The organism is Streptomyces sp. NPDC056169 (genome assembly GCF_042268445.1).
Lineage (GTDB): Bacteria > Actinomycetota > Actinomycetes > Streptomycetales > Streptomycetaceae > Streptomyces.
The window spans coordinates 353,287-379,954 of the sequence record NZ_JBHJUO010000003.1; the positions used below are offsets into that span (position 1 = coordinate 353,287).

The 26,668-nt window shown below is 72.0% G+C and carries 28 protein-coding genes; 7 read left to right on the forward strand and 21 right to left on the reverse strand.

What is annotated here, in order from left to right; translation table 11 throughout:
- Positions 1 to 6: 6 nt before the first annotated feature.
- From ACFC0G_RS06620 to ACFC0G_RS06640, 5 genes are all read right to left on the reverse strand, one after another.
- The gene (locus ACFC0G_RS06620) at positions 7 to 1,560 is read right to left on the reverse strand and encodes a M28 family metallopeptidase (protein WP_376398164.1); all 1,554 of its coding nucleotides are present in this window, start codon (positions 1,558 to 1,560) and stop codon (positions 7 to 9) included.
- Positions 1,561 to 1,675: 115 nt separating this feature from the next.
- On the reverse strand, positions 1,676 to 2,302 hold the full coding sequence (locus ACFC0G_RS06625; protein WP_376398167.1) for an HhH-GPD-type base excision DNA repair protein: 627 nt from the start codon (positions 2,300 to 2,302) through the stop codon (positions 1,676 to 1,678).
- Positions 2,303 to 2,344: 42 nt separating this feature from the next.
- Positions 2,345 to 3,295, reverse strand: a complete 951-nt coding sequence (gene pip, locus ACFC0G_RS06630; RefSeq protein WP_376398170.1) for a prolyl aminopeptidase — start codon at positions 3,293 to 3,295, stop codon at positions 2,345 to 2,347.
- A 10-nt stretch (positions 3,296 to 3,305) separates the two neighbouring features.
- Positions 3,306 to 3,866, reverse strand: a complete 561-nt coding sequence (locus tag ACFC0G_RS06635) for an RBBP9/YdeN family alpha/beta hydrolase (RefSeq protein WP_376398172.1) — start codon at positions 3,864 to 3,866, stop codon at positions 3,306 to 3,308.
- Positions 3,867 to 3,940: 74 nt separating this feature from the next.
- Complete coding sequence (locus ACFC0G_RS06640) at positions 3,941 to 4,579, reverse strand: TetR/AcrR family transcriptional regulator (protein WP_376398175.1); 639 nt, start codon at positions 4,577 to 4,579, stop codon at positions 3,941 to 3,943.
- Between the two features lie 167 nt (positions 4,580 to 4,746).
- Here ACFC0G_RS06640 and wrbA point away from each other — a divergent pair, with 167 nt between their 5' ends.
- A complete protein-coding gene (wrbA, locus tag ACFC0G_RS06645) occupies positions 4,747 to 5,355 on the forward strand; it encodes an NAD(P)H:quinone oxidoreductase (RefSeq protein WP_376398178.1) in 609 nt (202 codons plus the stop codon).
- A gap of 83 nt (positions 5,356 to 5,438) precedes the next feature.
- On the opposite strand, the gene ACFC0G_RS06650 is transcribed toward wrbA, so the two are convergent.
- Positions 5,439 to 5,726, reverse strand: coding sequence for a metal-sensitive transcriptional regulator (locus ACFC0G_RS06650; RefSeq protein ID WP_141299218.1), 288 nt, complete (start codon positions 5,724 to 5,726; stop codon positions 5,439 to 5,441).
- A gap of 107 nt (positions 5,727 to 5,833) precedes the next feature.
- Positions 5,834 to 6,508 (reverse strand): TetR/AcrR family transcriptional regulator, encoded by a 675-nt coding sequence (locus tag ACFC0G_RS06655; protein WP_376398181.1) that lies wholly within the window; start codon positions 6,506 to 6,508, stop codon positions 5,834 to 5,836.
- Positions 6,509 to 6,572: 64 nt separating this feature from the next.
- Here ACFC0G_RS06655 and ACFC0G_RS06660 point away from each other — a divergent pair, with 64 nt between their 5' ends.
- On the forward strand, positions 6,573 to 8,069 hold the full coding sequence (locus ACFC0G_RS06660) for an MFS transporter (protein ID WP_376398184.1): 1,497 nt from the start codon (positions 6,573 to 6,575) through the stop codon (positions 8,067 to 8,069).
- A gap of 58 nt (positions 8,070 to 8,127) precedes the next feature.
- Here ACFC0G_RS06660 and ACFC0G_RS06665 read toward each other — a convergent pair whose 3' ends face one another.
- Positions 8,128 to 8,544 (reverse strand): YciI family protein, encoded by a 417-nt coding sequence (locus ACFC0G_RS06665; protein ID WP_376398187.1) that lies wholly within the window; start codon positions 8,542 to 8,544, stop codon positions 8,128 to 8,130.
- A gap of 133 nt (positions 8,545 to 8,677) precedes the next feature.
- On the opposite strand from ACFC0G_RS06665, the gene ACFC0G_RS06670 reads away from it, so the two are divergent.
- Positions 8,678 to 9,307, forward strand: a complete 630-nt coding sequence (locus ACFC0G_RS06670) for a MarC family protein (RefSeq protein WP_376398190.1) — start codon at positions 8,678 to 8,680, stop codon at positions 9,305 to 9,307.
- A gap of 14 nt (positions 9,308 to 9,321) precedes the next feature.
- Here the strand turns inward: ACFC0G_RS06670 and ACFC0G_RS06675 are convergent, their stop codons facing one another.
- Together ACFC0G_RS06675 and ACFC0G_RS06680 are read right to left on the reverse strand one after the other, a co-directional pair.
- Positions 9,322 to 10,521: a winged helix DNA-binding domain-containing protein gene (locus ACFC0G_RS06675; RefSeq protein ID WP_376398193.1), complete on the reverse strand. Its 1,200-nt coding sequence runs from the start codon at positions 10,519 to 10,521 to the stop codon at positions 9,322 to 9,324.
- A gap of 16 nt (positions 10,522 to 10,537) precedes the next feature.
- On the reverse strand, positions 10,538 to 11,398 hold the full coding sequence (locus ACFC0G_RS06680) for an alpha/beta fold hydrolase (protein ID WP_376398196.1): 861 nt from the start codon (positions 11,396 to 11,398) through the stop codon (positions 10,538 to 10,540).
- Between the two features lie 155 nt (positions 11,399 to 11,553).
- Here ACFC0G_RS06680 and ACFC0G_RS06685 point away from each other — a divergent pair, with 155 nt between their 5' ends.
- On the forward strand, positions 11,554 to 12,414 hold the full coding sequence (locus tag ACFC0G_RS06685; protein ID WP_376398200.1) for a helix-turn-helix transcriptional regulator: 861 nt from the start codon (positions 11,554 to 11,556) through the stop codon (positions 12,412 to 12,414).
- 98 nt (positions 12,415 to 12,512) lie between these two features.
- Here ACFC0G_RS06685 and ACFC0G_RS06690 read toward each other — a convergent pair whose 3' ends face one another.
- The 3 genes from ACFC0G_RS06690 to ACFC0G_RS06700 form a co-directional block, all read right to left on the reverse strand.
- Complete coding sequence (locus ACFC0G_RS06690; protein ID WP_376398203.1) at positions 12,513 to 13,571, reverse strand: aldo/keto reductase; 1,059 nt, start codon at positions 13,569 to 13,571, stop codon at positions 12,513 to 12,515.
- 137 nt (positions 13,572 to 13,708) lie between these two features.
- Complete coding sequence (locus tag ACFC0G_RS06695) at positions 13,709 to 14,539, reverse strand: alpha/beta fold hydrolase (RefSeq protein WP_376398206.1); 831 nt, start codon at positions 14,537 to 14,539, stop codon at positions 13,709 to 13,711.
- Between the two features lie 14 nt (positions 14,540 to 14,553).
- Complete coding sequence (locus tag ACFC0G_RS06700; RefSeq protein ID WP_376398208.1) at positions 14,554 to 15,540, reverse strand: DUF5937 family protein; 987 nt, start codon at positions 15,538 to 15,540, stop codon at positions 14,554 to 14,556.
- 103 nt (positions 15,541 to 15,643) lie between these two features.
- Between ACFC0G_RS06700 and ACFC0G_RS06705 the strand changes: the two genes are divergently transcribed.
- Entirely contained in the window at positions 15,644 to 16,864 is a 1,221-nt protein-coding gene (locus ACFC0G_RS06705; RefSeq protein ID WP_376398211.1) for an MFS transporter, read from the forward strand.
- Positions 16,865 to 16,870: 6 nt separating this feature from the next.
- Here the strand turns inward: ACFC0G_RS06705 and ACFC0G_RS06710 are convergent, their stop codons facing one another.
- From ACFC0G_RS06710 to ACFC0G_RS06730, 5 genes are all read right to left on the reverse strand, one after another.
- On the reverse strand, positions 16,871 to 17,080 hold the full coding sequence (locus ACFC0G_RS06710; RefSeq protein ID WP_376398214.1) for a DUF4287 domain-containing protein: 210 nt from the start codon (positions 17,078 to 17,080) through the stop codon (positions 16,871 to 16,873).
- 79 nt (positions 17,081 to 17,159) lie between these two features.
- On the reverse strand, positions 17,160 to 19,415 hold the full coding sequence (locus ACFC0G_RS06715; protein WP_376398217.1) for an FtsX-like permease family protein: 2,256 nt from the start codon (positions 19,413 to 19,415) through the stop codon (positions 17,160 to 17,162).
- Positions 19,412 to 20,086 (reverse strand): ABC transporter ATP-binding protein, encoded by a 675-nt coding sequence (locus ACFC0G_RS06720; protein ID WP_376398220.1) that lies wholly within the window; start codon positions 20,084 to 20,086, stop codon positions 19,412 to 19,414. The genes ACFC0G_RS06715 and ACFC0G_RS06720 overlap by 4 nt, the downstream gene beginning before the upstream one ends.
- A gap of 57 nt (positions 20,087 to 20,143) precedes the next feature.
- Positions 20,144 to 20,551, reverse strand: coding sequence for a hypothetical protein (locus ACFC0G_RS06725; RefSeq protein WP_376398222.1), 408 nt, complete (start codon positions 20,549 to 20,551; stop codon positions 20,144 to 20,146).
- Positions 20,552 to 20,651: 100 nt separating this feature from the next.
- Positions 20,652 to 21,638, reverse strand: a complete 987-nt coding sequence (locus tag ACFC0G_RS06730; protein WP_376398225.1) for an NADP-dependent oxidoreductase — start codon at positions 21,636 to 21,638, stop codon at positions 20,652 to 20,654.
- Positions 21,639 to 21,723: 85 nt separating this feature from the next.
- Here ACFC0G_RS06730 and ACFC0G_RS06735 point away from each other — a divergent pair, with 85 nt between their 5' ends.
- Positions 21,724 to 22,755 carry an AraC family transcriptional regulator gene (locus ACFC0G_RS06735; RefSeq protein WP_376398228.1) on the forward strand — a complete coding sequence of 344 codons (1,032 nt, stop codon included), beginning with the start codon at positions 21,724 to 21,726 and terminating at the stop codon, positions 22,753 to 22,755.
- Between the two features lie 7 nt (positions 22,756 to 22,762).
- Here the strand turns inward: ACFC0G_RS06735 and ACFC0G_RS06740 are convergent, their stop codons facing one another.
- The 3 genes from ACFC0G_RS06740 to ACFC0G_RS06750 form a co-directional block, all read right to left on the reverse strand.
- Positions 22,763 to 24,388 (reverse strand): SulP family inorganic anion transporter, encoded by a 1,626-nt coding sequence (locus ACFC0G_RS06740; protein WP_376398231.1) that lies wholly within the window; start codon positions 24,386 to 24,388, stop codon positions 22,763 to 22,765.
- A 134-nt stretch (positions 24,389 to 24,522) separates the two neighbouring features.
- The gene (locus ACFC0G_RS06745; RefSeq protein WP_376398233.1) at positions 24,523 to 25,200 is read right to left on the reverse strand and encodes a GAP family protein; all 678 of its coding nucleotides are present in this window, start codon (positions 25,198 to 25,200) and stop codon (positions 24,523 to 24,525) included.
- A gap of 45 nt (positions 25,201 to 25,245) precedes the next feature.
- On the reverse strand, positions 25,246 to 25,731 hold the full coding sequence (locus ACFC0G_RS06750) for a DUF1269 domain-containing protein (protein WP_376398236.1): 486 nt from the start codon (positions 25,729 to 25,731) through the stop codon (positions 25,246 to 25,248).
- 263 nt (positions 25,732 to 25,994) lie between these two features.
- On the opposite strand from ACFC0G_RS06750, the gene ACFC0G_RS06755 reads away from it, so the two are divergent.
- Positions 25,995 to 26,588 carry a hypothetical protein gene (locus ACFC0G_RS06755; RefSeq protein ID WP_376398239.1) on the forward strand — a complete coding sequence of 198 codons (594 nt, stop codon included), beginning with the start codon at positions 25,995 to 25,997 and terminating at the stop codon, positions 26,586 to 26,588.
- Positions 26,589 to 26,668 lie beyond the last annotated feature (80 nt).

Here is a 26,668-nt window from a genome sequence, read left to right on the forward strand (position 1 = left end):
GCGTGCTTACTCGGTGACCTCGTGGTGGTCGTCGTGCAGGCCGCCGCCGCTGCCCGCGTCACCGGTGGTCGGGACGGAGACGACCGGCTTGCGCAGGGAGGAGATGTCGTGGGCGTAGGTGCCCACGGCGTTGGCGATGACGTCGATGTTGACGTCGAAGGCCTTCATGTTGATGTTGCGGATGTCGTCGCCCTTGGCGTGGTAGTTCACGTCGTACGCGACGCCCGCCTCGCCGCCGTACTTGGCGGCCTGGGCGGCGGTCTTGATGCCCTCGGCGCCGGTGAAGGTGCCGCCGGAGGGGATGCCGACCGCGATGAACGGGCCGTAGTCGGAGCGGCCGGTGAAGTCGGTGCCCTCGTGCGGGACCCCGCGCTGGTCCATGAAGTCGTTGATGTCGCGCTCCAGCTGGGCCGAGCCCTCCGGGCCCGCCTCGGCGCCGACGCCGTCGGAGTTGTCGCCGTCGTACACGAACAGGCCGTAGTTCGGCGAGGCGATCATGTCGAAGTTGAGGTAGAGCTTGATCTCGCTCTTGTCGAGCGCGGTGAGGTTGTCCACGTAGTGCTCGGAGCCGAGGAGGCCGTTCTCCTCCGCGGACCACCAGGCGAATCGGACCTTGTTGCGGACCTTGTCCTTCGACTTGGCGAGCTCCAGGGCGGTCTGGAGGAGGCCGGCGGAGCCGGAGCCGTTGTCGTTGATGCCGGGGCCGGCGGTGACGGAGTCGAGGTGCGAGCCGAGCATCACGGTGTTGGCGGCGTTGCCGCCCCTGGTCTCCGCGATGACGTTGTTGGTGGAACGCTTCTCCTGGAGCTGGCGGATCTCCACGGAGAGCGAGACCGGGCCGTTCGCGAGGTCGGCGGCGAGCGCCGTGCCCTCGGCCAGGGTGAGACCGCCGGTCGGGAGCTTCCCGGAGGCGGGGTCGCCGAGGGTGCCGGAGAGGACGCCGTCGACGTTGTTGTAGACGAGGGCGGCGGCGGCGCCGGCCGTGGCGGCGTTCTGCTGCTTGATGGCGAAGCTGCAGCCGCCGCGCTTGATCAGGGCGATCTTGCCGGTGAAGGTGCCGGAGGCGAAGTCGCCCGGCTCGCAGCCGGTGGTGCCGTCGGCGTCGACGGGCACGGCCGCGAGGGCCGCCGTGAGGCCGCCGACCGGGGTGGACTTGGTGTACGTCATCGCCTTGACGTCGATCGCGCGGGGCGCGGGCGAGACGACGGAGGCCTTCTCGGCGAGCGTCTCCGTGAAGAGGAACTCGAACTTCTGGTACCGGACGTCGTAGCCGGCCTTCTTGAGCTGCGTGTAGACGTACGCGGCGGAGGCGTCGTGCCCGAGCGAACCGGCCGCGCGGTTGCCGCCGGCCGAGTCGGCTATCGCCTGGAACTTCTGCAGGTGCTTGAAGGCGTCCTGGCCGGAGGTCTCGCGGACCAGCTTCTTCGCCAGCTTGGCGGCGTCGCGGGCCGGCGCGGCCGCGGGGTCCTGGCCGGCGGTGGCGGGAGAGGCGAGCACCAGCGGGGTGGCGAGGGCGGCGGCGGCCAGAATGGCCGCGGCACGGCGCTGGGTTGCGTTCACAGAAGTCCTTCCCGGTACGGACGAGGTTGAGGGGAAGTTAGCGATCTCAGGGGGGTTCTGTGAACAGGTTCTGCGCAATTCCTGTCACCTTGAGCAGGATTGACATCTGGAATTATCAATTCCCGGATGATTTGCTGCTCTTGGTGGCTTTCGCCGCCTTCGCGGCGGCCTTCATCTCCTGCTTGTGGGCGCGCACCTTCGCGAGCGACTCGGGCCCGGTGATGTCGGCGGCCGAGCGGTACGAGCCCTGCTCGCCGTACGGCCCCGCCGCCTCCCGCCAGCCCGTGGGCCGCACCCCGTACTGCTTGCCGAGCAGCGCCAGGAAGATCTGCGCCTTCTGCTTCCCGAAGCCGGGCAGCGCCTGGAGCCGCGTGAGCAGCTCCTTCCCGGTGGCCGCGTCCGCCCAGACGGCCTCGGCGTCGCCCCCGTACTCCTCGACCAGGAACCGGCAGAGCTGCTGCACGCGCTGGGCCATCGAGCCCGGATAGCGGTGCACGGCCGGCTTCTCGGAGAGCAGCGCGGCGAACTCCTCCGGGTCGCGGACGGCGATCTCGTGGGCGTCGAGATCGTCCGTCCCGAGCCGTGAGGCGATCGTGTACGGGCCGGAGAACGCCCACTCCATCGGGACCTGCTGGTCCAGGAGCATGCCGACGAGCGCGGCGAGCGGCGAACGCCCGAGCAGCTCGTCGGCCTCGGGCTGCTGGGCGAGATGGATCTCGGGGGCCTGGGGCTTGGTGCTCATGAACCGATCATCCCGCCCGCGCCGGGCGTCCGCCCGGTGGGTTCACCCCATCGCGAAGCGGTCCAGGGCCGCCAGGACCAGCTTCCGGGTCTGCTCGCCGCCCAGGTGGCCGGCGTCCTCGACCACGTGCAGTTCGGCGTCCGGCCAGGCGCGGGAGAGCTCCCAGGCGGTGGCGAGCGGGCCGCCCATGTCGAGCCTGCCGTGGATCAGGACGCCGGGGATTCCGGCGAGCCGGTGCGCGTCGCGGATCAGGGCGCCCTCCGCCAGCCAGGCGCCGTGGGCGAAGTAGTGCGAGCAGATCCGGACGAAGCCGAGCCGGGTGTCGTCGACCCGGTCGGTGTACGGGGTGCCCTGGCCCTCCATCGACAGGACGGCGTCCTCCCACGCGCACCAGTCGGCCGCCGCCTTCTCCCGTACGGCCCGGTCGGGGTCGTTCATCCGGGCGGCGTACGCGCTCACGAGCTCGGCGGCCCCGTCGGTCGCGGCCCCGTCGACCCCGGCGCGGAAGCGGTCGTGGGCCTCCGGGAAGAACCGGCCGACGCCCTCGTACAGCCAGGCCGTCTCGGAGCGGCGGGTGGTCGTGACGGCCGCGATGACGATCTCCGTGACGCGCTCCGGGTACGCCTCCGCGTACGCCAGGATCAGCGTGGAGCCCCAGGAGCCGCCGTACAGCAGCCAGCGGTCGATCCCGAGGTGCTCGCGCAGCCGCTCCATGTCGGCCACCAGGTGCGCGGTGGTGTTCACGGACAGGTCGGCGGCCGGGTCGCTCGCGTGCGGGGTGGAGCGCCCGCAGCCGCGCTGGTCGAAGAGGACGACCCGGTACGCCGCCGGGTCGAAGTAGCGCCGGTTGCGCGGCGAGGACCCGGAGCCCGGCCCGCCGTGCACGACGAGCGCGGGCCTGCCCGCCGGGTTGCCGGACACCTCCCAGTGGACGAGGTTGCCGTCGCCCACGTCGAGCAGGCCCTGGTCGTACGGTGCGGTCTCGGAGTACATCCGACCGAGGCTACCGACCCCGGACGCGCACCGCCGGGTCCTCGCACCATTCCAGGAGCGAGGCCCATTCCCCGTACCCCGAATCGGGGTTGAGGTGCGCGCCGCCCGGGACGTGGTCCGTGTCGAGGCCGAGCGGGGTGCCGTAGTGGACGTCGGCGCCCTCGGGGCAGTACGGGTCGCCGTCCCCGTACACGAGCCGGGCCGCCAGGCCCTTCTCCGCCAGGTCGAGGCCGTCGGCGAACGCGGCGATCTCCGGGATGGACGCGGTCACCGGCGGCGAGGGCGGGGCGACGAGCAGTACCCGGTCGGCGGCCGGCCGCCGCTCCCCGGCCCGCAGCCACAGCAGCACCGACAGGCTGTGCGCGAGGACCGTGAACTCGCCCTCGGCCGGGCGCTTCCCGTGCTCCTCCAGGGCCGCGAGCCAGTCCGCGAGGACGGGCGCGTCCGCCTCGGGCAGCTGCGGGTAGCGCACCTCGTGGCCGCGCGCCCGCAGCTCCCCGGCGAGCCAGTGCTGCCAGTGGCCGGCGGGACGGTGGTTCTGGAAGCCGTGCAGGATCAGGTACGTGGTCATGGCACGATCCTGCGACCGCCGCCCGCTCCCGGTCCACCACCGTCCACGGAGCGGGCGCGGGAACCGGCGGACGGTCAGCCCCGCAGGGTCAGCAGCTCCCGTACGCCCGCCTTCAGGCGCTCGCTCGACAGCTCCTGCTCGACCGTCAGGTGGTGCATGACGTCCGGCGAGAACGAGGCGAGCGTCAGGTGCGCGAGGAGCGTGGCGTCGGAGCCGGGCCTCAACTCCCCGATGAGCAGCGCGACATGGGTGTGCATCACCCGGTAGGCACCGCTGTGGTAGCGGGCGCGGGGCGCCGCGGAGTGGGCGGCGAGCAGGATCTCGCGCTGCTCGCCGACCCGGTCGACGAGCGCGTCGAGGAAGGCGTCGAGCCGCTCGGCGGCCGGGGCGCCGGGCCCGAGCGGCGGCGGGCCGCTCATGTACGCCTCCTGGAACTGGCGCTCGCGGTCGTCGAGCAGGGCCCACAGGAGCTGGGAGACGTCGCCGAAGCGGCGGTAGACGGTGCCGACGCCGATGCCGCTGGCGTGGGCGACCTGGTTCATGGTGACGGCCTCGGGGCCGTCCTCGGCGACGATCCGGGCGGCCGCGTCGAGGATCTTGCGCCGGTTGCGGGCGGCGTCGGCGCGCTCGGGGGCGGGGCCGCCGCCGACGGTGGGGAGCAGGCTGAGCATCGGCGCCGCCGCGTTCCCGCTCCGCGGTTCTCTCGTGCTCATCTGCCGGCTCCTGTCCTTCGTGCGTTCGTCCGCGCTCGCCCGTGTTCCCCCGCGTTCCCTCGGCCGCTCCTTGAAGTGAGCATACCTGCTGCCCTTGCAAACCGGATAGCAATCCGTTTAACCTCGAACCATCGAAGCGGAAAAGAATCCGGTTGAGGGAGTTCGTCATGTCCGTCAAGGTCGCCGTCATCTACTACTCGGCCACCGGTGCCGTCCACCAGCTCGCCCAGGCCGTCGCCGAGGGCGCAGAGAAGGCCGGCGCGGAGGTCCGCCTGCGCCGGGTGTCCGAGCTCGCCCCCGACGCCGCCATCGACGCGAACCCGGCCTGGCGCGCCCACGTCGACGCCACGGGTGACGTGGAGACCGCCACGCTGGACGACCTGGAGTGGGCCGACGCGTACGCGCTGGGTTCCCCGACCCGCTTCGGCAACGTCGCCGCCCAGCTCAAGCAGTACGTCGACACCTCGGGCGGCCTGTGGCAGCGCGGCGTCATGGCGGACAAGGCCGCCACCGCCTTCACCAGCGCCCACAACGTCCACGGCGGCAACGAGTCGACGCTGCTCGCGCTCTACAACACCTTCCACCACTGGGGCTCGGTCATCGTCTCGCCCGGCTTCACCGACCCGGCCGTGTACGCGGCCGGCGGCAACCCCTACGGCACCTCCCACCCCGGCGCCAACGGCGCCCCGGAGGAGAACGTCCTCCAGGCCGCCCGGTACCAGGGCGCCCGCCTGACGCGGATCGCGAAGCGCCTGAAGGGCCTCGCGGACGACTGACGACTGGCGACTGAGTACGTGAGAAATGCCGAGCGCCCCCGGGGACATCCCGGGGGCGCTCGGCATCTCTGGTCAGGGTGGCTCTATGCCAGCGACAGGAAGAGCTTCTCCAGGCGCGCCCGCATGGCATCGCGGTCCTCGCCGTTCTTCCGGCCGTCCTCGATGTCGGTCAGGCACTGCTGGAGCCCGGTCGCGATGATCGCGAACCCGGCCCGGTCGAGGGCGCGGGAGGCGGCGGCGAGCTGGGTCACGACCTCCTCGCAGTCGCGCCCCTCCTCGATCATCCGGATCACGCCGGCGATCTGGCCCTGGGCCCGGCGCAGCCGGTTCAGTACGGCCTTGAGCTCCGCGCCCGCGAGATCGAGTTCCACGATGACTCCTCCACAGATACCCCAGGGGGTAATTTACTCCCCAGCACGGGGCTACGCCGAAGACCAAGGATGACACTTGCGGCGAGGCTCGGGAGGTGTCGTGGGTCTCAGGCGGCGTAGCGGCGGAGGAACATCTCGACCCCGTCCGTGACGAGCCGCTCGCTCAGCCCCTCGGCGAGCTCCGTCCCGTACTGCTCGAAGACCATCTGCGGGAAGACCAGCAGCGAGTAGAGCTGGAGGACCGCGACCTCCAGGTCGGGGATCTCCAGGAGGCCCCGGTCGGCGAGGGCGCGCAGCGCGTCCGCGACGGCGGGGTGGTGGCCGGCCGGGCCGTGGGCGCGCCAGGCGCGGCCCAGCTCGGGGAAGCGGTGGAGCTCGGTGGCGACGAGCGTGCGCAGGGCGCGGCCCTCGTCGTCGGCGCGTACGGCCCGGGCCCAGGCGTGGCCGGCGTCGGTGAGGGCGGCCTTGAGCGCGTCGGGCCCCTCGGCGGCGACGAGCAGCGCGAGGTCCGGCCCTTCCGCGCCCTCTCCCGCGGCCAGGGGCTCGTCGAGGGCGCCGGCGACGACGGCGGTGAAGAGCGCTTCCTTGCTGCCGAAGTGGTTGTAGACGGTGACCTTGGAGACGCCCGCCTCGGCGGCGATGGCGTCCATGCCGACGCCGAAGCCCTCGCGGAGGAAGAGGTCGCGGGCGGCCCGTACGACGGCCTGCCGCTTGCGGGCGGCGCGGGCCCCGGTGGGTGCGGGCTTGGGTGCGGCGGGACCGTCCGAGGGCTGCGCGTTCATACCGGTCACCCTACAACCGAACTGTACCGTTGAGTTCAACTGTACTGTGCCGTACAGTTCAGTTATGACGGCTCACCCGGACGCCCAAGCCCACACCCCTGCCCACTCCACACCTTCCACCCCCTCCACCCCTGGCCACTCGGCCCCCCAGCACCCCCACGGCGACCCGCATCCCCGCCGCTGGACGGCCCTCGCCCTGATCTGCGCGGCCCAGTTCATGCTGATCCTCGACGTCACCGTCGTGAACGTCGCGCTGCCCGCCCTCTCCGCCGACCTCGACCTCGGGCGCACCGCCCTGACCTGGGTCGTCACCGCGTACACGCTCTGCTTCGGCGGGCTCATGCTCCTCGGCGGCCGCCTCGCCGACGCCCTGGGCGCCCGCCGCGTCCTCCTCGCCGGACTCGCCCTCTTCACCACGGCGTCCCTGGTCTGCGGCCTCGCGGCGAACGCCCCCGTGCTGCTCGGCGGCCGCATCGCCCAGGGCATCGGCGCCGCGCTCCTCTCCCCGGCCGCGCTCGCCCTCGTCACGACCGCCTTCCACGGCGCCGAGCGGGCCAAGGCCCTCGGCGCCTGGGCGGCGATCGGCGGCACCGGCTCGGCCGTCGGCGTCCTGCTCGGCGGCGCCCTCACGGAAGGACCGGGCTGGCCCTGGGTCTTCTACGTCAACGTCCCGGTGGGCCTGGCCCTGCTGGCCGCGCTCCCGCGCGTCCTCCCCGCGGACACCGCCGCCCGTTCCCGTACGCACCCCCGCCTGGACGTCCCCGGCGCCCTCCTCGTGACCACGGCCACCGGCGCGCTCGTGTACGGCCTCGTGCAGGCGGGCGACTCCGGCTGGGCCTCCGCGGCGACCCTGCTGCCGCTGCTCGGCGCGCTCGCGCTCTACGGGGTCTTCGCCGCGGTCGAGCGGGCGAGCAGCGCCCCGCTGATGGACCTGAGGATGCTGAAGCGGCGCCCGGTCGTGGCGGGCTCCCTGCTCATGCTGGTCGCGACGGCGCTGCTGATCTCGTTCTTCTTCCTGGGCTCGATGCAGCTCCAGCACGTCTACGGCCTCGGGGCCCTCCGCACCGGCCTGCTCTTCCTCCCGATCGCCCTGACCACCGCGATCGGCGCCCACCTCGGCTCGCGCCTGGTGACGACGGCGGGCCCGCGCGCCTGCGCCACCGGCGGCCTGGCCCTGGCGGCCCTCGGCTGCCTGCCGCTGACCTTCCTCACCCCGGGCGCCAACCCCTGGGCCACCCTCCTGCCGGCCCTCGCCACGGCCTCCTTCGGCCTGGGCGCGGTCTTCGTCGCGGCGACCACCACCTCCCTCGGCCTGATCGCCCCGCACGAGGCCGGCCTCGCCTCCGGCATCGTCAACACCTTCCACGAGGTCGGCGGCTCCATCGGCATCGCCGCCGTCTCCACCCTCGCCCTCACCGCCACGACGGAGGCGACGCCGACCGGCTTCACGGCGGCCTTCACCCTCTGCACGGCAGCGGCGGCCGCGGCGGCCCTGGCCGCCCCCTTCCTCATCCCCCGAGGCACCCCCCGCCCGACGGGCGGCCCCCACGGGATGCACTGAGGAAGGGAGCCAGGTCGCCCTCTCAGCCCTGCCTTCAGCCCTGGCCTCAGTCCTGCCGTCAGTCCTGGCTCGGACCGCCCTCGTCGACCGGCCGGATCACCACCGCGTACTCGGGGGACCCGGCCGGGACCGGGCAGCGGGCCACCTGGGCGGCGATCTCCGTGACGCGGTCCAGTGAGGCGCAGTCGAGGAGCCAGTAACCGGCGAGGACTTCCTTGGTCTCCGCGTACGGGCCGTCGGTGACGACCGGCCTGCCCTCCCCGTCCACCGTCACGAAGCGGGTCGTGGACGGGGCGGCGAGGCCCTGGGCGTCGAGCATCTCGCCACGGGCGGTCAGCTCGGTGTTGATCGCGTTCATGTGCTCGAACATCGTCTTGAGCGCCGCCTTGTCCCAGGCGGGGCTCCCGGCGGAGCCGCGGCCCACCATCGCCTCGTAGTCGGCCTGCGAGCCCTGCACCATCACCAGGTACTTCATGACGTCCTCCTAGCTTCCGGGTTCCGTTTCTGCCCTTTCGCAGGAGAGTCGGAGCCGGCGGACGGTTCTCGACACCGCGCGGACAACAGCCGGAAAGACGGGAGAAATCACCCGACCGACCCATGATTCCAGGGTGCACGCACTCAGCTTCTCCACCGCCTTCATCGCCTTCTTCTCCGTCGTCGGCCCGCCCAAGGTGCTCCTCTCGTTCGCCGGCCTCGCCCAGATCCACTCCGCCCGCCAGCTGCGCTCCATCGCCCTCGTCTCCTCGGGCCTGGCCGTCCTCGTCGGAGTGGGCACCGGCATCACGGCCCCGTGGCTGCTCGATCTCTTCCACATCAGCACGCCCGCGCTCATGCTCGCGGGCGGCGTCATCTTCTTCCTCTACGCCCTCGGGCTCGTCCTCGGCCTCCACATCGGCCCCGTCAGCGTCCACCAGGACGCCCCGGACCTGGTCAGCGGAGTGCGCGAGCTGCTCACGCCGTACGTCGTGAGCCCCCTCGCCATGACGGCGATCCTCATCGGGGGCGCCTCCGGCGACTCCTTCGGCTGGCGCTCGACCGTCGTCCTCGCGTACGCGGCCGTCATCGCCCTCGACCTGGCCTGCGTCCTGCTCCTCGCCGGCGTCCTGCGCCGAGCCAAAGGAACCACCATCGAGCTCCTCGGCCGGCTCCTCGGCCTGCTGCTTGCCGCGGTCGGCGTCGACCTCGTCCTCAACGGCCTCGCCGAGCTGGGGGTCCCCGGACTCGGCGACACCGAGTAGGCGGGTGCCGGTGATCAGGTCGCGGCGAGCTCCCGTTCCAGGGGCGTACGGAACCGGGGTGTCACGCGTACGTCCCCCACCCACGCCGCCAGCCGCTCCGCCTCCGCCCCGATCGCCCGCTCCGCCTCCCGGCCCACGTCGGCCAGCAGGCGGCGGGCGATCACCCCGTCGGGCCGTTGCGCCCACACCCCGACGATCCGGCCGTCCCACCACACCGTCGGCGCGATGTTCCCGCTGCGGTCGTACAGCGCGGCCCGGTGCTCCGGGTCCTGGTACCAGTCCCGGGCCTGCCAGCCCATCGCCGTCGGGTCCAGCGCGGGCAGCAGCGCCGCCCACGGCTCCGGTGCCGGTACGGGGTCGAGGTCGTCCGGCAGGACGAAGCCCGTCCCGTGGGCCAGCGTCACCGGCACCGCCCCCACCGCGGCGAGCGCCCCGCGCACGTCCGTGACCTTCCATCCCGTCCACCACTTCAGATCCGCCTCGCTCGCCGGCCCGCAGGCCGCCAGCCAGCGCCCGATCAGCTCGGCCCGCGCCTCCGCGGCCGGGAGCTCCGCAGCGGGGGCCTCCCCGGTGCGCGTGTACGGGAGCGTCCAGCGGAAGCGGCTCGACGTCCACGTCCCCTGCGGCCGCCCCCGGACGATCCGCCCCTCCATGCCGAGGATCCGCAGCACCCGGCTCGCCACGGACTGGACGCCCTCCTGGCGCGTGCCCGGCCCGTACACGTACGTCTCCCGCAACCTCGGTACGGCCGCGCCCAGTTCGGTGCCGGTCGCCTCCCCGCGGACGGCCAGCTCGGCGAGGGCGAGCCGCTCGGTCTCCGCCAGCCAGTCCTCGTCGAAGGAGCTTCCCTCCGTCAAGTGGCGTACGAGCACGGCCCGTTCACGGACGGCCGCCGGGAGGGCCGTCGAGGACCGCACGGCCGGCGCGAGGGAGGACGGGAACACGAAGACCGTGTGCCGCATGCCGTGCATCCGGATCAGGGACCCGTCCTCGTACAGTGCCCGCTCCAGCTCCCCGACGGGCCCGGCGTCCCCCGCCAGCCGCGCCCCCACCGCGAGGAACACACTCGCCGGGTCCGTCCCGTGCAGCGCCACCAAGGAGTCCCCGACCTCCTCCGCCGTCGCCGCCCGCGCGGCCCCGGCCAGCCGGTGCCGCACCGCGAGCCGGGCCCTGCGCTCGGCGTCGCCGATCGTTCTCGTACGCGTCTCACTCATGGGGCCAAGCATGAAGTCAGGAGCGCCCCGAACCGACGAGCGAACCGACGGGGGAGCCGACGGACGAACCGGCGAAGGAGCGCCCGGAGGAGCCGAGGAAGCCCGTCACCGTCTCCACGAACTCGTCCTCCTTCTCGAAGAAGACGACATGCCCGGCGTCGATCTCCGCGTACGCGCTGCCGTCGATCGCCGCGTGCAGCGCCCGGCTGAGCTCCACCGGTACGGTCGCGTCCTGAGCGCACCCCACGACCAGCGTCTCCGCCGTGATCCGGGGCAGCAGCTCCCGGATGTCGACCTCCAGGTCGAGCGCCACGTGCCGCAGGGTGCCGGGAGTGGGCGGCATGTTCGGGATGAGCCCCTCGACGCCCTCGCGGCCGATGCCGTTGAGGAAGCCGCGGCTGAACCCGGTCATCGTCACGCTCCGCCCGAAGCCCGCCGGATCGTACGTACCGAGCCGCTGCCACAGCGTGAACAGGTTCCGCAGGTACTCGTCGCCGTCCGTGTACGCCCAACCCGCCACCAGCACCAGCTTGTTCACCAGGTCGGGGCGGAGGGCGGCGACGGCCGCCGATACCGGGGAGCCCATCGAGAAGCCGAGCAGGTCGACCGGCCCGGTACCCGCCGCCTCGATCACCGCGATCACCTGCGCGGCGAGCGACTCGACGGTCAGCGGCCCGCCGTCGTCGACGGTCCGGTCGGCACCGGACAGATCCAGCGTGATCACCGTGCGGTCGACGGTGAAGCGGGGCGTCGTCCCGCCCCAGGTGAGGGCGGAGCCGGCCGAACCGGTGCCGTGGACGAGGAGGAGGGCGGGACCGGCGCCCGAGCCCTGGACGTCGTAGTGGACGTGGGCGGTGCCGACGGTGACGGTGGCCATGATCGCTGCTCCCGGTGGAGTGGAGGGGGTGAGTGGCTGACACCGAGGACTCTGCCGACCTGCGGGAACGGGCGGGAGAGCCCTTCCGACCCTGGGATCGGCAGTCCCTGGATACGGCCTGGATGAGCCCCCGCTCCTCCGGCAGGATGGTCCGTATGACGACGATCGACCGACGCGAACTCGCCGACTTCCTGCGCCGCTCCCGCGAACGGGTCCGACCGCAGGACGCCGGCCTCCCGGCCGGTCCCCGCCGCCGTACGCCCGGGCTGCGCCGCGAGGAGGTCGCCCAGCTCGCCGGCATGTCGGCCGACTACTACATCCGCCTGGAGCAGGCCCGGGGCCCCCATCCCTCACCCCAGATGCTGGCCGCGCTCGCCCGCGCGCTGCGCCTCGACACCGACGGGCGGGACCACCTCCACCTCCTCGCCGGGCACCGCCCGCCCGCCGGGCCCACCGTGGGCGACCACGTCTCACCCGGCCTCCTGCACCTCCTGGACCAGCTGGACACGACTCCGGCGCAGGTCCTCAGCGACCTCGGGGACGTCCTCGCCCAGAACGCCATGGCCCGCGCCCTGCTCGGCGGCGTGTGCACGGTGTCCGAGCACGGGCGGAACGTGGTGTGGCGCTGGTTCGCCGACCCCGAGGGCCGTGCGGCGTACCCGGCCGAGGAGCACGCGTACTACAGCCGCCTCCACGTCGCCGACCTGCGCGCGGCCGTCGGCCGCCGCTCCGGCGACCCGGCAAGCGCCCGTCTGGTGGAGCGACTGCGCGGGGCGAGCGAGGAGTTCGCGGAGCTGTGGGCGCTGCACGAGGTGGCGGTCCGGCGGCACAGCCGGATGCGGGTCGTGCACCCGGTGATCGGCCCGGTGGACCTGGACTGCCAGGTGCTGCTGGCCCCGGAGGGCGAGCAGCGGCTCGTGATCCACACACCGCCGCCGGGCACGGACGCGGGGGAACGACTGGCGCTGCTCAGGGTGGTGGGCGGGGAACAGTTCGCGCCGGCGCAGGGGGGATAGGCCCTCGGGCACCGCCCGCGCCCCGTCCCGCCTCGCCTGGCGCGCCCCCGCCTCGCCCCGGCCCTAGTCCTACCTACCCACCCACCCCGGCCCTGGTCTCACCCCGCCGCCCGCTCCTCCAACGGCCGCCGCCGCAGGCCCGATTCGGTGAGGGCACGGGGGCGCCAGACGCCGTCCGGCGGGTAGAGGTTCGTCCCCGGCGGCACGATCGCGTCGATCCGGTCGAGGATCTCGTCCGTGAGCACCACCGTCGCCCCCTTCAGGAGTCCCTCCAGCTGCTCCATCGTGCGCGGCCCGAGGATGACGGAGGTCACCGCCGGGTGCGCGGTCACGAAGGCGATCGCCAGCTCGGGCAGGCTGCACCCGATCTCGTCCGCCAGCGCGACGAACTCCTCGACGGCGTCGAGCTTCGCGGCGTTGACCGGCAGCGTCGGGTCGAAGCGGTGCGGGGTGAGCGCGGCCCGCCCGCTGGTCAGGTCGATCGGCGCGCCCTTGCGGTACCGGCCGGTGAGGAAGCCGGACGCGAGCGGGCTCCAGGTCAGCACCCCCATCCCGTACCGCTGGGCCACGGGCAGCACGGACGCCTCCACGCCGCGCGCGAGCAGCGAGTAGGGCGGCTGCTCGGAGCGGAAGCGGCGCAGCCCGCGTCGCTCGGCGACGGCGTGCGCCTCGACGATCTCCTCGGCCGGGAAGGTGGAGCAGCCGAACGCCCGGATCTTCCCCTGGGTGACGAGGTCGCCGAGGACGTCGAGGGTCTCCTCGATGTCCGTACCGGGGTCGGGCCGGTGGACCTGGTAGAGGTCGATCCAGTCGGTACCGAGCCGCCGCAGGCTGTTCTCGACGGCGAGGGTGATCCAACGGCGGGACAGCCCGCCCTTGTTGGGGCCCTCGCCGCCCATCGGGAAGTACACCTTGGTGGCGAGGACGGTCTCCTCGCGGCGCCGGGAGTCGCGCAGCGCCTTGCCGACGATCTCCTCGGACTCCCCGGCCGAGTACATGTCGGCGGTGTCCACGAAGTTGATGCCCTGGTCGAGGGCGGCGTGGATGATCCGTACGGATTCCTCGTGGTCGGGATTGCCGACGGCACCGAACATCATGGTGCCGAGGCAGTAGGTGCTGACGTCGATCCCGGTCCCGCCGAGTGTTCGATAGCGCATGCGCGCACTCTAGGAATGAGAGTGCGCTCCAAGGCAAGAGCGAAAGGCCGACGGGGCCGCCGGGGCTGACGGGGCAGGTCGGGCCGATGGGGCAGGCCAGGCCGACCGGGCAGGCCGGGGCGGCCCGGCAGACCCGGTCAGCCCAGGAACTCCGTCAGCAGCGAGTGCAGGACCTCGGGCCGCTCCAGATGGACGTCGTGTCCGGCGCCGGGCACGCCGACCCCGTGCAGGCCGGGCCGGAGCCGGACCATCTCGGCGTACTCCTCGTCGCCGATGATCCCGTCCTGTTCGCCCTGTCCGAGGACGGCGAGGGTGGGGCAGGTGATCGCCGCCCACTCGTCCCAGAAGGCGCGGGTGGCGTTGTCGTCGAGGGACCGGACCATGATGTCGGTGTCGAAGCGCGGCCAGAGCCCGTCGGCGCGCTCGTCGAGACCGCTAGCCCACCCTTCGCCGACGGGCCGCTTCCCGCCGCCGAGGTACGCGACGGCCGCCTCTCGGGTGGGGAAGGGCACGGGCCAGGCGGCGAACCACGCGCCGATGGCGTCCTGCACGCCGGGGTTCGACCCGCCGGGCCCGGCCTCGACGAGGACGAGGGCGCTCGGCAGCTCGGGGCGGGCGGCGGCGGTGAGCAGCGCGGTGTGCCCGCCGAGGGACTGCCCGACCAACGCGGGCTGCCGGAGCCCGAGTTCGGTCACGACGGCGATGACGTCGGCGACGTACGCGGCGCGCGAGACGTCCGCGGGCCGCCGCTCGCTGTTCCCGTGGCCGCGCTGGTCGAGGGCGAGGACGCGGTAGCCGGCGCCGCACAGGGCGCGGGCGGTCGCGTCCCACTCCCCGGCGTGCCCGGCGAGCCCGTGGAGGAGGAGCACGTCGGGCCCGGAACCGCCCCAGTCGCGACAGGACAGGCGTACCCCGTCACGCGCCACGACGACACGCTCGGACCAGCGGAAACGCGAATGATCACCCATCCCCCCATCCTCCTCTACGGGTTGAGGAGCTGGTCGGCGACGGCGGTCCTGGCGTAGAGGACGGAGCGCCCGCTGCGGTGGGCGGTGACCAGGCCGGCGTTCCGCAGGGCGATGAGGTGCTGGGAGACGCCGGCGGCGGACAGGCCGCAGTGGGTGGCGAGCTGGGTGGTGGAGGCCGGGGTGTCGAGCTCGGTGAGCAGCAGGGTGCGGGAGCGGCCGAGGACGGCGGCGACGGCGTCCGTGGCGCCGGTGGTACGGGGCTCCCACAGGGTGCCGATGCCCCGGGCGGGGTAGGCGAGCTGGGGCGGATCGGGGTGGACGGACCGGGTGAGGACCTTGGGCCAGGCGAAGGCGGAGGGGATGAGCAGCAGCCCGGAGCCGGCCTGGTCGCGGGTGAGCGAGCAGTGGCGGCGTACGAGTCGCAGGGTGCCGTCGTCCCACCGTACGGTCTCGTGGAGTTCGCTCAGGACCCGGGCCGAACCGTGCTCGGCGACCTGGCGGGCCCGGTGGAAGACGTCGGCCTCCAGGAGCTTCTGGATACGGGCCCAGTAGGGCGCGAGTCCGATCTCCCAATACGTGTCGACCTCGTCGGCGACCTTGCGGAGGGCGGCCTCGGGGGCCTCGTGCAGCAGCCGGCGCCGGGCCCCGTCGCCGCCCTCGACCGCGAGTCGGCGGAGGTCGTCGCGTACCTGCTCGGGCGGGGTGCGGCGGATGGCGTCGAGCTCGGCGTCGAGGGTGGGGAAGGGGCCGGTGGGGGTGGGGTTGAGGAAGTCGGCGAGGTAGCCGTGGGCGGGGACGAGGGCGGCGAGCCAGCCGCGGTCGAGTCCGGCCCGGACGAGGCGGGGGCGGACCTGGGCGGCCCAACGGCGGTGCGGGGAGGCGCCGGTGCTGTCGGGGTGCCGGGCGAGGAGACGGAAGCTGGTGACGACCTCCCACATGGGGGAGACGGCGAAGCGGGTCTGGGCGAGATCGGCGGCGGAGAAACGGAGCCCGGATTCCATGGAGTGAGTCACGTCCTCGTCGTCACGGCGGCACTGCGGATGAATGGATTCGTCCTGAGCTTAATCATTGGAGGCAGAGGGGCGAGGGCCAGAGGATCCCCCCATGCCCTCTACCTCCTCGCCTTCCTCCTCGGCCTCCCCCTTCCGAGGTCTCCCGCCCGTCGTCTGGACGATCTTCGCCGGAACGATCGTCAACCGCCTCGGCTACCTCGTCACGCCGTTCCTGGTCTTCTTCCTCGCCTCGCGCGGAGTGACCGGCACCGACACCTCGTACGTCCTCGGCGCCCTCGGCGCGGGCAACCTCATCGGCCCGGCCGTCGGCGGCATCCTCGCCGACCGCATCGGCCGCCGGACGACGATGCTGATCGGCCTGATCGGCGCGGCGGCGGCGCAGGGCGCGCTGTTCCTGGCGCCGGGGGTGTGGACGATGGCGGCGGCGTCGCTGCTGATCAGCACGGCGGGCAGCACGGTGTCGCCGGCGGCGTACGCGCTGCTGGCCGACGCGGTCGACAGCGAACGCCGCCAGCGCGCGTACGCCCTCTTCGGCTGGGGCGTGAACATCGGCACCGCCGTCGCGGGCGTCCTGGGCGGCTACCTCGCCGCCCACGGGTACTGGCTGCTGTTCGCGGTGGACGCGGGTTCGATGCTGCTGTACGCGGGGGTGGTGGCGACGCGCCTGAAGGACCCGACCCGAGCGACGCCCTCGACGACCGGGAAGAAGGACGGAATCGGCTACGGAGTGGTCCTCCGAGACCGCCTGGCCCTGCTTCTCCTGCCGCTCTTCGGCATCCAGCTCTTCGTGTACTCGCTGACCGAGGTCGCGCTTCCGCTGGCGGTCCGCGACAGCGGCCTCTCGCCGGCGGTGTACGGGGCGATGGCGGCGGTCAACGCGGTCCTGGTGGTCGCCCTCCAGCCCTTCGCGACCGCCCGGCTGGCCAAGCTGCCGCAGCTGGCGGTGCAGTGCGCGGGCAGTGTCCTGATCGCGGCGGGCGTCGCGCTCACCGGCCTCGCGGACGGGGTCGTCGGCTTCACGGTGTCGGTCGTGGTCTGGTCGCTCGGCGAGGTCGTGGTCGCCGGCATCGCCGCCGGCGTCGTCGCCAACCTCGCCCCGGCGCACGCCCGGGGCCGCTACCAGGGCGCCTTCAGCTGGACGTGGGGAGTGGCCCGCTTCGCGGCACTCACCGTGGGCGTCGCGGCGTACACGAGCCTGGGCCCGGCCGCGCTGTGGTGGACGGCGCTGGTGGCGGGAACGGCGGCCGCGGTCGCGACCCTGGCCCTGGCACCCCGGGTCGCCCGCCGCACGGCCCACGAACTGGCGGCCTGAAGACGCCTACTTACCCTCGGCCAGGGTGTGCACGACGAGAGCGGTGGCGTGCCCGTGCCCGAGCCCGTGCTCGGCCTTGAGCCAGGAAACGAGCTCCATGTGCTTGGTGAGCGGCGAGGAACGGATGAGCTCCTGCCACTCGGAGATGGGGCGCCCGTACTTCTTCTCGATGGAGGGGAAGTAGCTGGCGGGACCCTTGGGCGTGTTCTCGGCCACGATGAACTCCTGGTGGGGTGGGGCGGGCAACTGGTCGTATGACTCCCACCCCACCCGGAACTCATCGCCGACCGCAAGATCAATCCCGCCGAATGTGTTCGGGATCGATGTGCCGCCGGACCATGGGCACGGAGGCGAGAGCGGCGGCGAGCAGCACGCCCAGGGCACAGACGAAGAGCAGCGGCAGCCCCTCCCAGTCCCAGTGAACGGCTCCACCCCCGGTGATCAGATAACTGGACTCGGCCAGCCACCCGGTGACGATCGCCGCCCCCAACCCCACGCCCAACGGCAACACCACCTGCACGACCTGCACCACCCGCAAGGTCCCGGCCCGAGCCCCCAACAAGGCGAGCGCGGTCACCTGCCCCCGCCGCTCCATGGCCCGATCGGCCACGGACACGACAAACGCGGCGACCCCGATGACCAGCCCCAACACCATCCCGACGGCCAACAGACTCCGAATCACGGCAAGCTGCGCGAGCGAATCGATCACAATCCCGACGGGCTCGACGGCCGCGGTGGGCGCGATGGCCCCGACACCGTCGAGAACGGAACGGATGGTGGCGGGGTCGGAGTCGCTGACTAGGGTGAGGGTGCCAGCCGCGTCTGCCAGATTGGATGGCAAGCGGGCGGGCGGTACGAGCAGGGTGCCCGAGTCGAAGACGGACATGTCGTACGGGCGCACATCGACCCGCTTGCGCGGCACGGTGAGCGTGACCGTCTGGCCGTTCTGCACCTCGAAGAGGAATTGCTCGCCCGGCTTTGGGTCGTACTCGAACGGAGCGCGGTCGTCACGCAGCTGCATCACCTGTCCGTCGACGCACCCCGCGGACCGCTGCGTGTAGGCGGCGAGTTGGGCGCATGTGGCGACCACCAGGTCCGTGCCTTGCACGTAGCTCCCGGTCGCGGGATCCCAGGAGCCGTACGAGACCAATTCCGTGCGGACCCCCGGAGCCCTTGCCAGTGCTCGGCGCTGTTCCGGCACGAGCTCACTCAAGCTGATGTTGTACTCCTGAAGGGGAGCCGTCCGCCGACTGACCTGATCCAGTTCGACGAGCACCCCTTGTGTGAGTGAGGCTCCGAACACGAGCAGGACGAGCCCGGTGGCCACTCGCAGCGAAGACCCTGGATCGACCTCCGTACGCCGCATCGCCAACGCCACGGGCAGTGACTTTGCCACCCCGGCTAGCCGCCGCGCGAGCCATGCAGTGATCGGCGCCAAACCAAATACGAGCCCGGTGCCGGTCAACAACACGGCACCGGGCACGAGCACGGAACTGGCAGAACCCCCGGACGGGTCGCGTCCCAACACGCTGAGTACGCAGTACCCGCCGATGACCCCGAGCCCCGGGATCAGCAGCAAGGTCCCGTACATTCTTGGAGGCTTGCGCTCCCCTGTGCGGCGGACGCTGATCGGCGACAGGGCGGCACGTCGCGCGCTGAACTGTCCCACGACCCATGCGAGTGCCGGACACCCGAGCAGACACACCGCAATCGTCGATGCCGTGGGCCGTCCATCGGCCGGATACCAGTGCAGCCCAGGCAACCCGGTCCGTGCCATGACCTCGTTGACCCCGAGATAGCCGACGACCCCAAGAGCGGCCCCGACGAACGCGGCAACCACACTCTCCCCGGCGTTGACCCGAAGCGTGTCTTTGACACTGAGCCCGACGAGCCGAAGGGCGGCGAGGCGGCGGGCGCGAGACTCTCCGGACAGCCGTGCGCAGACGGAGAGAAAGATGACGAGGGGGAGCAGCACGATGCACCCGAGGGTGAAGCGGAGGATGTTGAGCGTCGAGGGATCGACGATCTGCCGCCATGACCGACCCGTGCCGAAGCTCCCGAGCCAGTCTGCTTCTCTCAGCTCGGCCGGGGTGGTGCCGATATACGCGTATAGGTCCTCGGAGTCACCCAGCCCCTCAGGAGTGATCGTCCCGATCACCCGGCCCGGGACAAGACCCGCTGCGCTCGGGTTGGCCGCCAGGATTTCGCCGAGCTTCGGCGAAACAATCGCCTCGCCGGCCGTGGGAAGTCTCTTGATGCCTGGCGGTACCGCGCTCGGCCCTGGACCGTTGCGAGCGACAAAGAGCCGATGGAGCGGCTGTGACCCGTACGGATCCCGGAATTCGCGGTAGATCACGTTGCCATTGCCACCCGGCCGCGGCTCACGGGCAGCCGTGCGAGCGTCATGAGCGGTGAGGATCGACGGAATGGTGAGTACTGCGGCAAGACAGGCCACTCCGAGCGCGGCACCGAGCGCCATCAAGAGGAAACGGACCTGTCCCCTGCGCCCGCTGCCCCACAGGAGGCGCATTCCGAGTGCGAACGCATTCACACTGCCACCTGCTGGGCCAGAACACCGTCCGACATCGTGTATTGGGTGTCGGCCTTCGCCGCGACGCTGGCATCGTGCGTGACGATGACCACGGCCGTCTTCTGTCTCCGGGCCAGTTGGAGGAACTCTTCCAGAACCGCAGCTGCATTGGTGCTGTCGAGGGCCCCGGTCGGCTCGTCGGCGAACACCACGTCCGGCCGGTGGACCAGAGCTCGTGCAACCGCCACACGCTGACTTTGGCCTCCCGACAGCTTTGAAGTTCTGCGCCGCAGCAGGTCGCCCATCCCAAGTCGGCCCAGTACTTGGCCGGCCATCGCATGAGCGTGTGCCTTGCTAATCCCGGCCAGCCGGAGCGGAAGCGCTGCGTTCTCCTCGACGGTCAGCTCTGGCAATAGCTCCCCGTACTGGAAGACGAACCCCAGACGCGTGCGACGCAGAGCACTCAGTTCTCCGTCAGGGAGAGACGAGAGCTGAACTCCGTCGAAGGACACTGTGCCGTTGGAAGGAGGTAGAACCCCGGCGAGGCAGTACAGCAAGGATGACTTCCCCGAGCCGCTGCTGCCCATGATGGCCGCCACTTCGCCGCGCTTAAGCGTGAAGTCAGCACTGCTGACGGCCTGATGCGTGCCGTAAGAGAGATCCACGCCTTTGGCGCAGAGGATGACGTCCAATGTGGTGCGCTTCCTGGAGAGTGGGAGCCGCACCGTGGCGGCTCCCGGAACCGTCGACTAGCGCCGCGAGTACAGCTGCTCCGGCGAGCAGTTATCAGGTCGCAAGGAGCCGCGATCGCGGCACACCTGCATTCGAACTTCCTTCGTCTTCAGCACCGCGCCGTCGTAGTAGACCTTGTCGACCTTGATGTCCCTGCCCTGCACACCCTTCAGGTGGCCCCACGCGTACTTCTCAACCTTTACGCGGAGGTAGACGTTGTGGCCGTCGCCGCTGTCCTTGTCCCTCAGCTCTCCCTTTACATGAAGTCCGCTCGGCACCTTGCTCGTGGGCTGCCACTGGTACGTACCGACGAAGGCAACGCCCGGCGTGCTCATGATCAAGTCGTGCTTCGAGTCCGCCACCGCCACCCCCATCCCCCCAAAGAACAGCCCCGCAGCCACCACCGCAGTCGCCAACTTCCGCATCGATAACCCCTGTCTGGTCGAACCGACTGGTCATCACAGAAAGTATCGGCATCACTACACACCGGTGGCCGCAGGAACGTCCCTCCCTCCCAGCACCCCCCTATCCGGTGAACGAGTCCCCTCCCGGCACCAGGAGCACCTTCCCCCGTACGCCCCCGCTCTCGCTCGACCTGTGGACGTCCGCCAGCTCCTCCAGCGGTCGCGTCTCCGTGATGTCCAAGGTCACCGCACCCCCGTCCACCAGCGCGATCAGTTCCTCCAGTTGGCTCACGTCGTTCCTGGCCACCATGTGCTGGGACGTCACCGACCGGACCGGGTCCGGCGGTATGGGTGTCGCTATCGAGACGATGTGGCCGCCCGGGCGCACGAGGGCGGGCAGTTTCGCCGCCTCTTTCGTCGTGACGGGGACCAGGTTCAGCAGCAGGTCGACCGGGGACGGCAGGCCCTCCGCGAGCGGGGTCGTCGTGTAGTCGAGGATCCGTCGCGCCCCCTGCCGCCGCACCGCCGCCGCGCTCCTGGCGCTTGCCGTGGCCGTGACGTCCGCGCCCGCGTGGGCCGCCAGTTGGGTGGCGAAGCCGCCGACTCCGCCGCCCGCGCCGTTCACGAGGACCCGCTGTCCCTCCTTCACCCGCCCGTGCTCGAAGACCGCCTGCCATGCCGTGAGGCCGGCGACGGGCAGCGCGGCGGCGTGTGCGAGTGGTACGGAGGTCGGCGCGGCGGCCAGCAGCCTCGCCGGCGCCGCCACGTACGCGGCCCCGGCCCCGCCGTCGAGTCGGCCCACGACCCGGTCGCCGATCGCGAAGTCCCGTACGCCCGGCCCCACTTCGGTGACGACTCCCGCCACGTCCCAGCCGAGCGTGAACGGCAGGTCCACCGGCAGGAAGCCGTGCAGCAGGCCCGCCCGCAGCGCCGTCTCGGTCGGGTTGAACGCGGTCGCCGCGACCCGTACGAGCACCTCGCCGGCGGCCGGGGCGGGCAAGGGGACGTCCTCGTAACGGATTGCCGAGGCGTCGCCGTACTGATGGATCCGGGCGGCCTTCATCGACAGAGGCAGGCGCGGGCTCTGGGGTGATCTTGATGTCGTCATGGGGTGAATCTAGGAGCGTCGAGAGAGACGATCCATGTGTCTGTGTCCCTTCTTCATACGCAGCCGTCTCGCTAGGCTCCCCTCCATGGACGTCCTCAGCGATGTGATCGCCGTGATGCGGACCGGCCGCCCCCGGTCCGCCTCCGTCCGCTGGCACGCGCCCTGGGCGCAGCGTTTCGCCTCCGTGCCGGGATCGGCGGGGTTCCAGGTGGTCCTGGAGGGCACCTGCGTCCTGCGCTCGCCCGGCGCCGGCGCCGGCGACCTCGAACTGGCCGCCGGAGACGTCGTGTTCCTGCCGCACGGCACCGGGCACCTCCTCGCCGACTGCCCTGCCTCCGGGGACGCGCACCACGAGCCGACGCTCAGCGGCCCCGGCGAGGACTGCGCCCCCACCCCCTCGGCCTCCCCCTACGTGTCCGACCGCGTCGACCCGACCGGCCGCGGCGGCCCCGTCACCGCGCTGCTCTGCGGCACGTACCAGCTCGACCCTGCCCGTACGCACCCCCTGCTGCACGGCCTGCCCGATCTGATCCACCTGCCGGCCGCCCGGTCCGGTCGCGCTCCGGAGCTGGCCGCGGCCGTCACGCTGCTCGCCGCCGAGCTGCGGCGGCCCGGGCTCGGCACGGACGCCGCCGTGCCCGCCCTCCTGGACACCCTGCTCCTCTACATCCTGCGCATCTGGTTCGCCGAGCAGGCGGCCGCGGCGGGGCCCGGCGCCTCCGGCTGGGCCGCCGCGCTCGGGGATCCGGCGGTCACGGCCGCGCTGCACGCGATGCACCGGTCGCCCGACGCGCCCTGGACGGTGGAGCGCCTCGCGGCGGAGGCGGGGCTCTCGCGGGCCCCGTTCGCCCGCCGGTTCACCGCGCTCGTCGGGAGGCCGCCCCTCGCGTACCTCGCCTGGTGGCGCATGACCCTCGCCGAGCGGCTGCTCCGGACGACGGACGCCCCGCTCCGTGCCGTCGCCGAACAGGTCGGGTACGGAACGGAGTTCGCCTTCTCGGCGGCCTTCAAGCGGGTCCACGGCTCGGCCCCCGGCGGCTACCGGCGCACCGCCCGCCGCACCGCCGGCCGCACGGCCAGTCGCACCGCCGGCCGTACCGCCACCTCCGGCGGGTAGCCGGAGTTCAGGCTCCCTGGTCCTGCCGTCCGCGCGCCGCCTCGGCCAGCGCCCGGTCCAGCGGCGCGAAGAGCGTGCCCTCGGCCGGGATGATGCCGCCGGGGCCGAGGTCGCGGTCGAGTCCCGTGGCCTTGAGGGTGCGGACGAGACCGGGTTCCGCGCCCGCGATGACGAGGCGGCCGCCGTGCCGTTGGAGCTCCGTCACGTAGCGGCGGAGGAGCTTGACGACGGTCGAGGACGGCACGTCCGGAACGCCCCGCATGACGAGGACGAGCACGGCGCCCGGAGCGTCGTCCGGGCGCGGCAAGGTGTCCTCGATGTGGGGGAGTTCGGCGAAGAAGCCGATGCCGTCGTAGTAGAGGACGGTGGTCTCGCCCGCGGTGAGGCGTTTCGGCGGCTCGGCCGTGCGCCAGCCGCCCTCCTCGTCGCGTACGAAGGCGACGAGACGGGCGCGGCGGGCGGCCTGGGCGCAGTAGAGGAGGAGGGAGAGGACCGCGCCGAGCACGATGGCCTGCTGGAGCGGGAGTTGGGTGGTGGCGAGGAACGTCAGGATCATCGCCGCCGACGACAGGCGCGAGGTGCGGAGCACCAGCAGGATGTCGCGCCGCTTCCCCCAGATCAGTTCGCCGCCGACGACGAGGATCAGCCCGCCGATCACGGGCATCGGGATGCGTTCGGCGAGCGGGGCGCAGATCAGGACGATGACGGCGAGCAGGATGCCGGAGAAGATGCCGGCCCAGCGGGTGCGGGCCCCGGCGGAGACGGCGACGCCCGTACGGGAGAGGGAGCCGCCCGCGGGCAGCGACTGGAAGAAGCCGCCGGCGAGGTTGGCCAGGCCCTGGGCGGCGAAGTCGCCGTTGACGGAGGAGCGGGAGCCGTCCGGGTTGGGTACGGAGGGGCCGATGCTCGCGGCCTGGGCGAGGGCGACGAGGGCGACGGCGACCGAGCCGCCGAGCAGCTCGGGGACGACGGAGAGGTCGGGCGCGGAGAAGCCGGGCAGTGAGGCCGGGATGTGGGCGATGTCCCGGACGAGTTCCACGTCCGTCCCGAGAACGGCCACGGCGACGCTGGCCAGGACCATCGCGACGAGCAGGGCGACGGGTTCGAGGCGTTTCACGCGCCGGGTCACGGCCCAGACGGCGATCGTGGCGACGGCGACGAGGGTCGCGTCGAGCGCCCAGTCGCCGATGTGGGCGAGCCAGTCGCCGAGTTGATAGAGCCGGTTGTGGCCCTGCGGCTTGTAGCCGGTGGCGTCCTTCAGTACGCCGGTGACGATCTGGAGGGCGATGCCGGTGGAGAAGCCGGTCATGACGGCGTTCGAGACGAAGCTCATCACCGCCCCGAGCCGCAGCACGCCCATCAGGAGCATGACGAGCCCGGCGAGGAGCGTGAGGGTCGCGATGTTGCCGGGGTCCTTCGCGTCGAGACCCGCGTCGGACAGGACGCTCTGGGAGGTGAGGGCGATGGCGCTGGTCAGGGTGGTGACCATGAGGACGGTACGGGCGGTGACGGAGCCGACGATCGCGGGGACGACACCGGCGTAGAGACCGGCGACCGGGTTGAAACCGGCGATGGCGGCGTACGCCATGCCCTCGGGGATGGAGAAGAGGCCGGTGACGAGGCCGGATCCCACGTCGGCAGGCTGGGGCCGTCCGAGGCGCCGACCGAGGCGTCGGCCGAACCCCCGCCCTGGCCGCCGCCCCGCCTGCCCCGTCCACACGGTCTTACGGCTCCGCCCCGATGTACGGCGGCTCCGCCCCCCTCGGGTCATCCCGCCAGTCCGCTGATCGCGTCGCCGACGTACTTCGCCCCGAGGACCACGAGCACCACCATCATGATCGCCGCGTTGTGCCGGGACATCCAGATCTTCCAGCCGCCGAGGGTCTGCGCGGACCGCTCGCCGCCGAGCAGGTAGACGGCGAGCGGTGCCAGGGCGCAGAGGGAGGCGATCAGCACCATCAGGACGGCGGCGACGGTCTTGCCGCCGGCCGAGGCGCCGCTGCCGGCGATGGAGACGGCGCCGCCGATCGCCAGGACCAGGTTCTTCGGGTTGGCGACCACGAGGGCCGCGGCGAGGCCTGCCGCCTTGCCGGGCGTGAACCGGTCGATCGCCTTCATCCAGCCCGGCGGCTCGGGCTCCTGCCCCTCCCGCGGACGGTCCTTCCACTGCTTGGCGCCCATGAGGAGGAACAGGACGCCGAGCCCGAGCTTGAGCCACAGCGTCCAGTCGGCGGGCCCGTCGTCACCGGAGGCGCCCGCGCCCGAACCGAGCAGGACGACGGCGGTCACGATGACGGCGAGCGAGACCATCCAACTCGCCGTGAACGCGATGCCGTTGCCGCGCCCGCGCGGGGTCGCCAGCATCAGGATGACCGCGATGAGAGGGACGGGGCTGATGGCGATGCCGACGGCCGAGGTCAGCATCTGTCCGACAGCGTCGCCCATGGGGATCAGCCCCGCTTTCCTCTGTCGTGGTTCTGCGAACTCGGGTCAGTTCGCGAAGACTTCGCGGAGCTTGGCTTCCTTCTCGCTGTCCAGGTTGGACTGGATCAGCTCGGCGTGGCCGTTCGGGAAGGCGTCCTTCACGCGGTCGACGACGGCGTCGGCGGACAGCAGGAAGAGCGCTGAACTGCCCGGTGTCACCTTCGACTTGACCGAGTCGATGAAGTCGTCGTCGATGCCGACGTCGGCCATCTTGCCGCCGAGCGCACCGGCGGCCGCGCCGACCGCCGCACCGAGGAGCGGCATGAAGAAGAGGAGGCCGAAGAGCATGCCCCAGAAGGTGCCGGAGAGCGCGCCGGCGCCGGTGAGGTTGTTGAGCTGCTTCGTCTTCGGCTTGCTCGCCTCCTCCGGCCAGCTGACGGTGGCCGCGTCGATGACCTTGATCAGCTCCTGCTTCTGCAGCTGGAGCAGGGTGTCCTCCACGGCCCCGGCACCCTCGGGTGCATCGAATTTCCACACGGTCAACGTGGCCACGTCCAGCCTCCAGAAGCTCGCCCAACGGCGCTCGGCAACAGGTAGCCCTAGTAAATGCGGTGATCACGAATGGCGCATCTCGGACATATGGGTGAGGTGTGTGAGGCGGTAGCCAAGGACGGCCAAGGACGGCCAAGGACAGTCAAGGGCGACCACGGGTGACCACGGGCGATCAAGGGCGGCCAAGGAACCAGGTTCCCCGTAGGAGTGATCATCGGTGCGCCTGCGTGAAGGGGCGCCGCGCCCTGGCCAGGGTGGCGCGCATGCACCTTCCCTCCCTCTCCCCTGCGCCTTCTCCTCCCCTCACCTCTCGCCGCCTGCGCCGCGCACTGCTCCCGTTCGTGGCCGCGGTCGCGCTCCTCGGCACGGCCGGCACGTCCGTGGTCACGGCGGCGGAGTCGTGCGGATCGGTCATCACGGCCCCGCTCGCGCGGCCCGTCTCCGCCGACGACCCCTGTCCCAGCACCGACCCGGTCGTGTGCCGGATCCGCGTCCTGCCGATGGACGAGAAGGTCGAGGCCCAGCGGACGCGGATGCGGTACCACGGGCTCCTGGAGGACATGCACCGTACCGAGGCGAACATGCGCGAGGCGGGCTTCACCGACGAGGAGATCGCCCGGGAGCTCGTCGACATGCGGAACCAGGCGAAGGAGATCACCCGCGCGGGCATGAGCCCGGAGGAGGTCCGCATCCTGGAGGAGCGGAACCTCGCCAAGTACGGAAACCCGCTCGGCCCGAACGCGGATCAGCTGTACGCCAAGTACGGTTCGTGGCAGCAGGTCATCGACGCCTCGATGCGTACGAGCTACGCCGTCGACCGCGAGCTCAGCCTCGAATACCGTCCCTGCCCCGTGTAGCCCCGCAGGACGCTCCCGCTCCGGGAATGCCAGAGGGCCGGGCCGCTTGATGCGGTCCGGCCCTCTGGGGCTGCCGTGCC

What these genes read in the sequence shown, in the direction of transcription:
- ACFC0G_RS06660 (WP_376398184.1), top strand. Translation starts at nt 6,573, where the DNA reads ATGACGGCTCACCCGGACGCCCAAGCCCACACCCCTGCCCACTCCACA.
- ACFC0G_RS06665 (WP_376398187.1), bottom strand. Translation starts at nt 8,544, where the DNA reads ATGAAGTACCTGGTGATGGTGCAGGGCTCGCAGGCCGACTACGAGGCG.
- ACFC0G_RS06755 (WP_376398239.1), top strand. Translation starts at nt 25,995, where the DNA reads ATGCACCTTCCCTCCCTCTCCCCTGCGCCTTCTCCTCCCCTCACCTCT.
- ACFC0G_RS06745 (WP_376398233.1), bottom strand. Translation starts at nt 25,200, where the DNA reads ATGGGCGACGCTGTCGGACAGATGCTGACCTCGGCCGTCGGCATCGCC.
- ACFC0G_RS06635 (WP_376398172.1), bottom strand. Translation starts at nt 3,866, where the DNA reads ATGACCACGTACCTGATCCTGCACGGCTTCCAGAACCACCGTCCCGCC.
- ACFC0G_RS06730 (WP_376398225.1), bottom strand. Translation starts at nt 21,638, where the DNA reads ATGACGACATCAAGATCACCCCAGAGCCCGCGCCTGCCTCTGTCGATG.
- ACFC0G_RS06640 (WP_376398175.1), bottom strand. Translation starts at nt 4,579, where the DNA reads ATGAGCACGAGAGAACCGCGGAGCGGGAACGCGGCGGCGCCGATGCTC.
- ACFC0G_RS06705 (WP_376398211.1), top strand. Translation starts at nt 15,644, where the DNA reads ATGCCCTCTACCTCCTCGCCTTCCTCCTCGGCCTCCCCCTTCCGAGGT.
- ACFC0G_RS06680 (WP_376398196.1), bottom strand. Translation starts at nt 11,398, where the DNA reads ATGGCCACCGTCACCGTCGGCACCGCCCACGTCCACTACGACGTCCAG.
- ACFC0G_RS06690 (WP_376398203.1), bottom strand. Translation starts at nt 13,571, where the DNA reads ATGCGCTATCGAACACTCGGCGGGACCGGGATCGACGTCAGCACCTAC.
- ACFC0G_RS06675 (WP_376398193.1), bottom strand. Translation starts at nt 10,521, where the DNA reads ATGAGTGAGACGCGTACGAGAACGATCGGCGACGCCGAGCGCAGGGCC.
- ACFC0G_RS06695 (WP_376398206.1), bottom strand. Translation starts at nt 14,539, where the DNA reads ATGGGTGATCATTCGCGTTTCCGCTGGTCCGAGCGTGTCGTCGTGGCG.
- ACFC0G_RS06655 (WP_376398181.1), bottom strand. Translation starts at nt 6,508, where the DNA reads ATGAACGCGCAGCCCTCGGACGGTCCCGCCGCACCCAAGCCCGCACCC.
- ACFC0G_RS06625 (WP_376398167.1), bottom strand. Translation starts at nt 2,302, where the DNA reads ATGAGCACCAAGCCCCAGGCCCCCGAGATCCATCTCGCCCAGCAGCCC.
- wrbA (WP_376398178.1), top strand. Translation starts at nt 4,747, where the DNA reads ATGTCCGTCAAGGTCGCCGTCATCTACTACTCGGCCACCGGTGCCGTC.
- ACFC0G_RS06700 (WP_376398208.1), bottom strand. Translation starts at nt 15,540, where the DNA reads ATGGAATCCGGGCTCCGTTTCTCCGCCGCCGATCTCGCCCAGACCCGC.
- ACFC0G_RS06685 (WP_376398200.1), top strand. Translation starts at nt 11,554, where the DNA reads ATGACGACGATCGACCGACGCGAACTCGCCGACTTCCTGCGCCGCTCC.
- ACFC0G_RS06735 (WP_376398228.1), top strand. Translation starts at nt 21,724, where the DNA reads ATGGACGTCCTCAGCGATGTGATCGCCGTGATGCGGACCGGCCGCCCC.
- pip (WP_376398170.1), bottom strand. Translation starts at nt 3,295, where the DNA reads ATGTACTCCGAGACCGCACCGTACGACCAGGGCCTGCTCGACGTGGGC.
- ACFC0G_RS06725 (WP_376398222.1), bottom strand. Translation starts at nt 20,551, where the DNA reads ATGCGGAAGTTGGCGACTGCGGTGGTGGCTGCGGGGCTGTTCTTTGGG.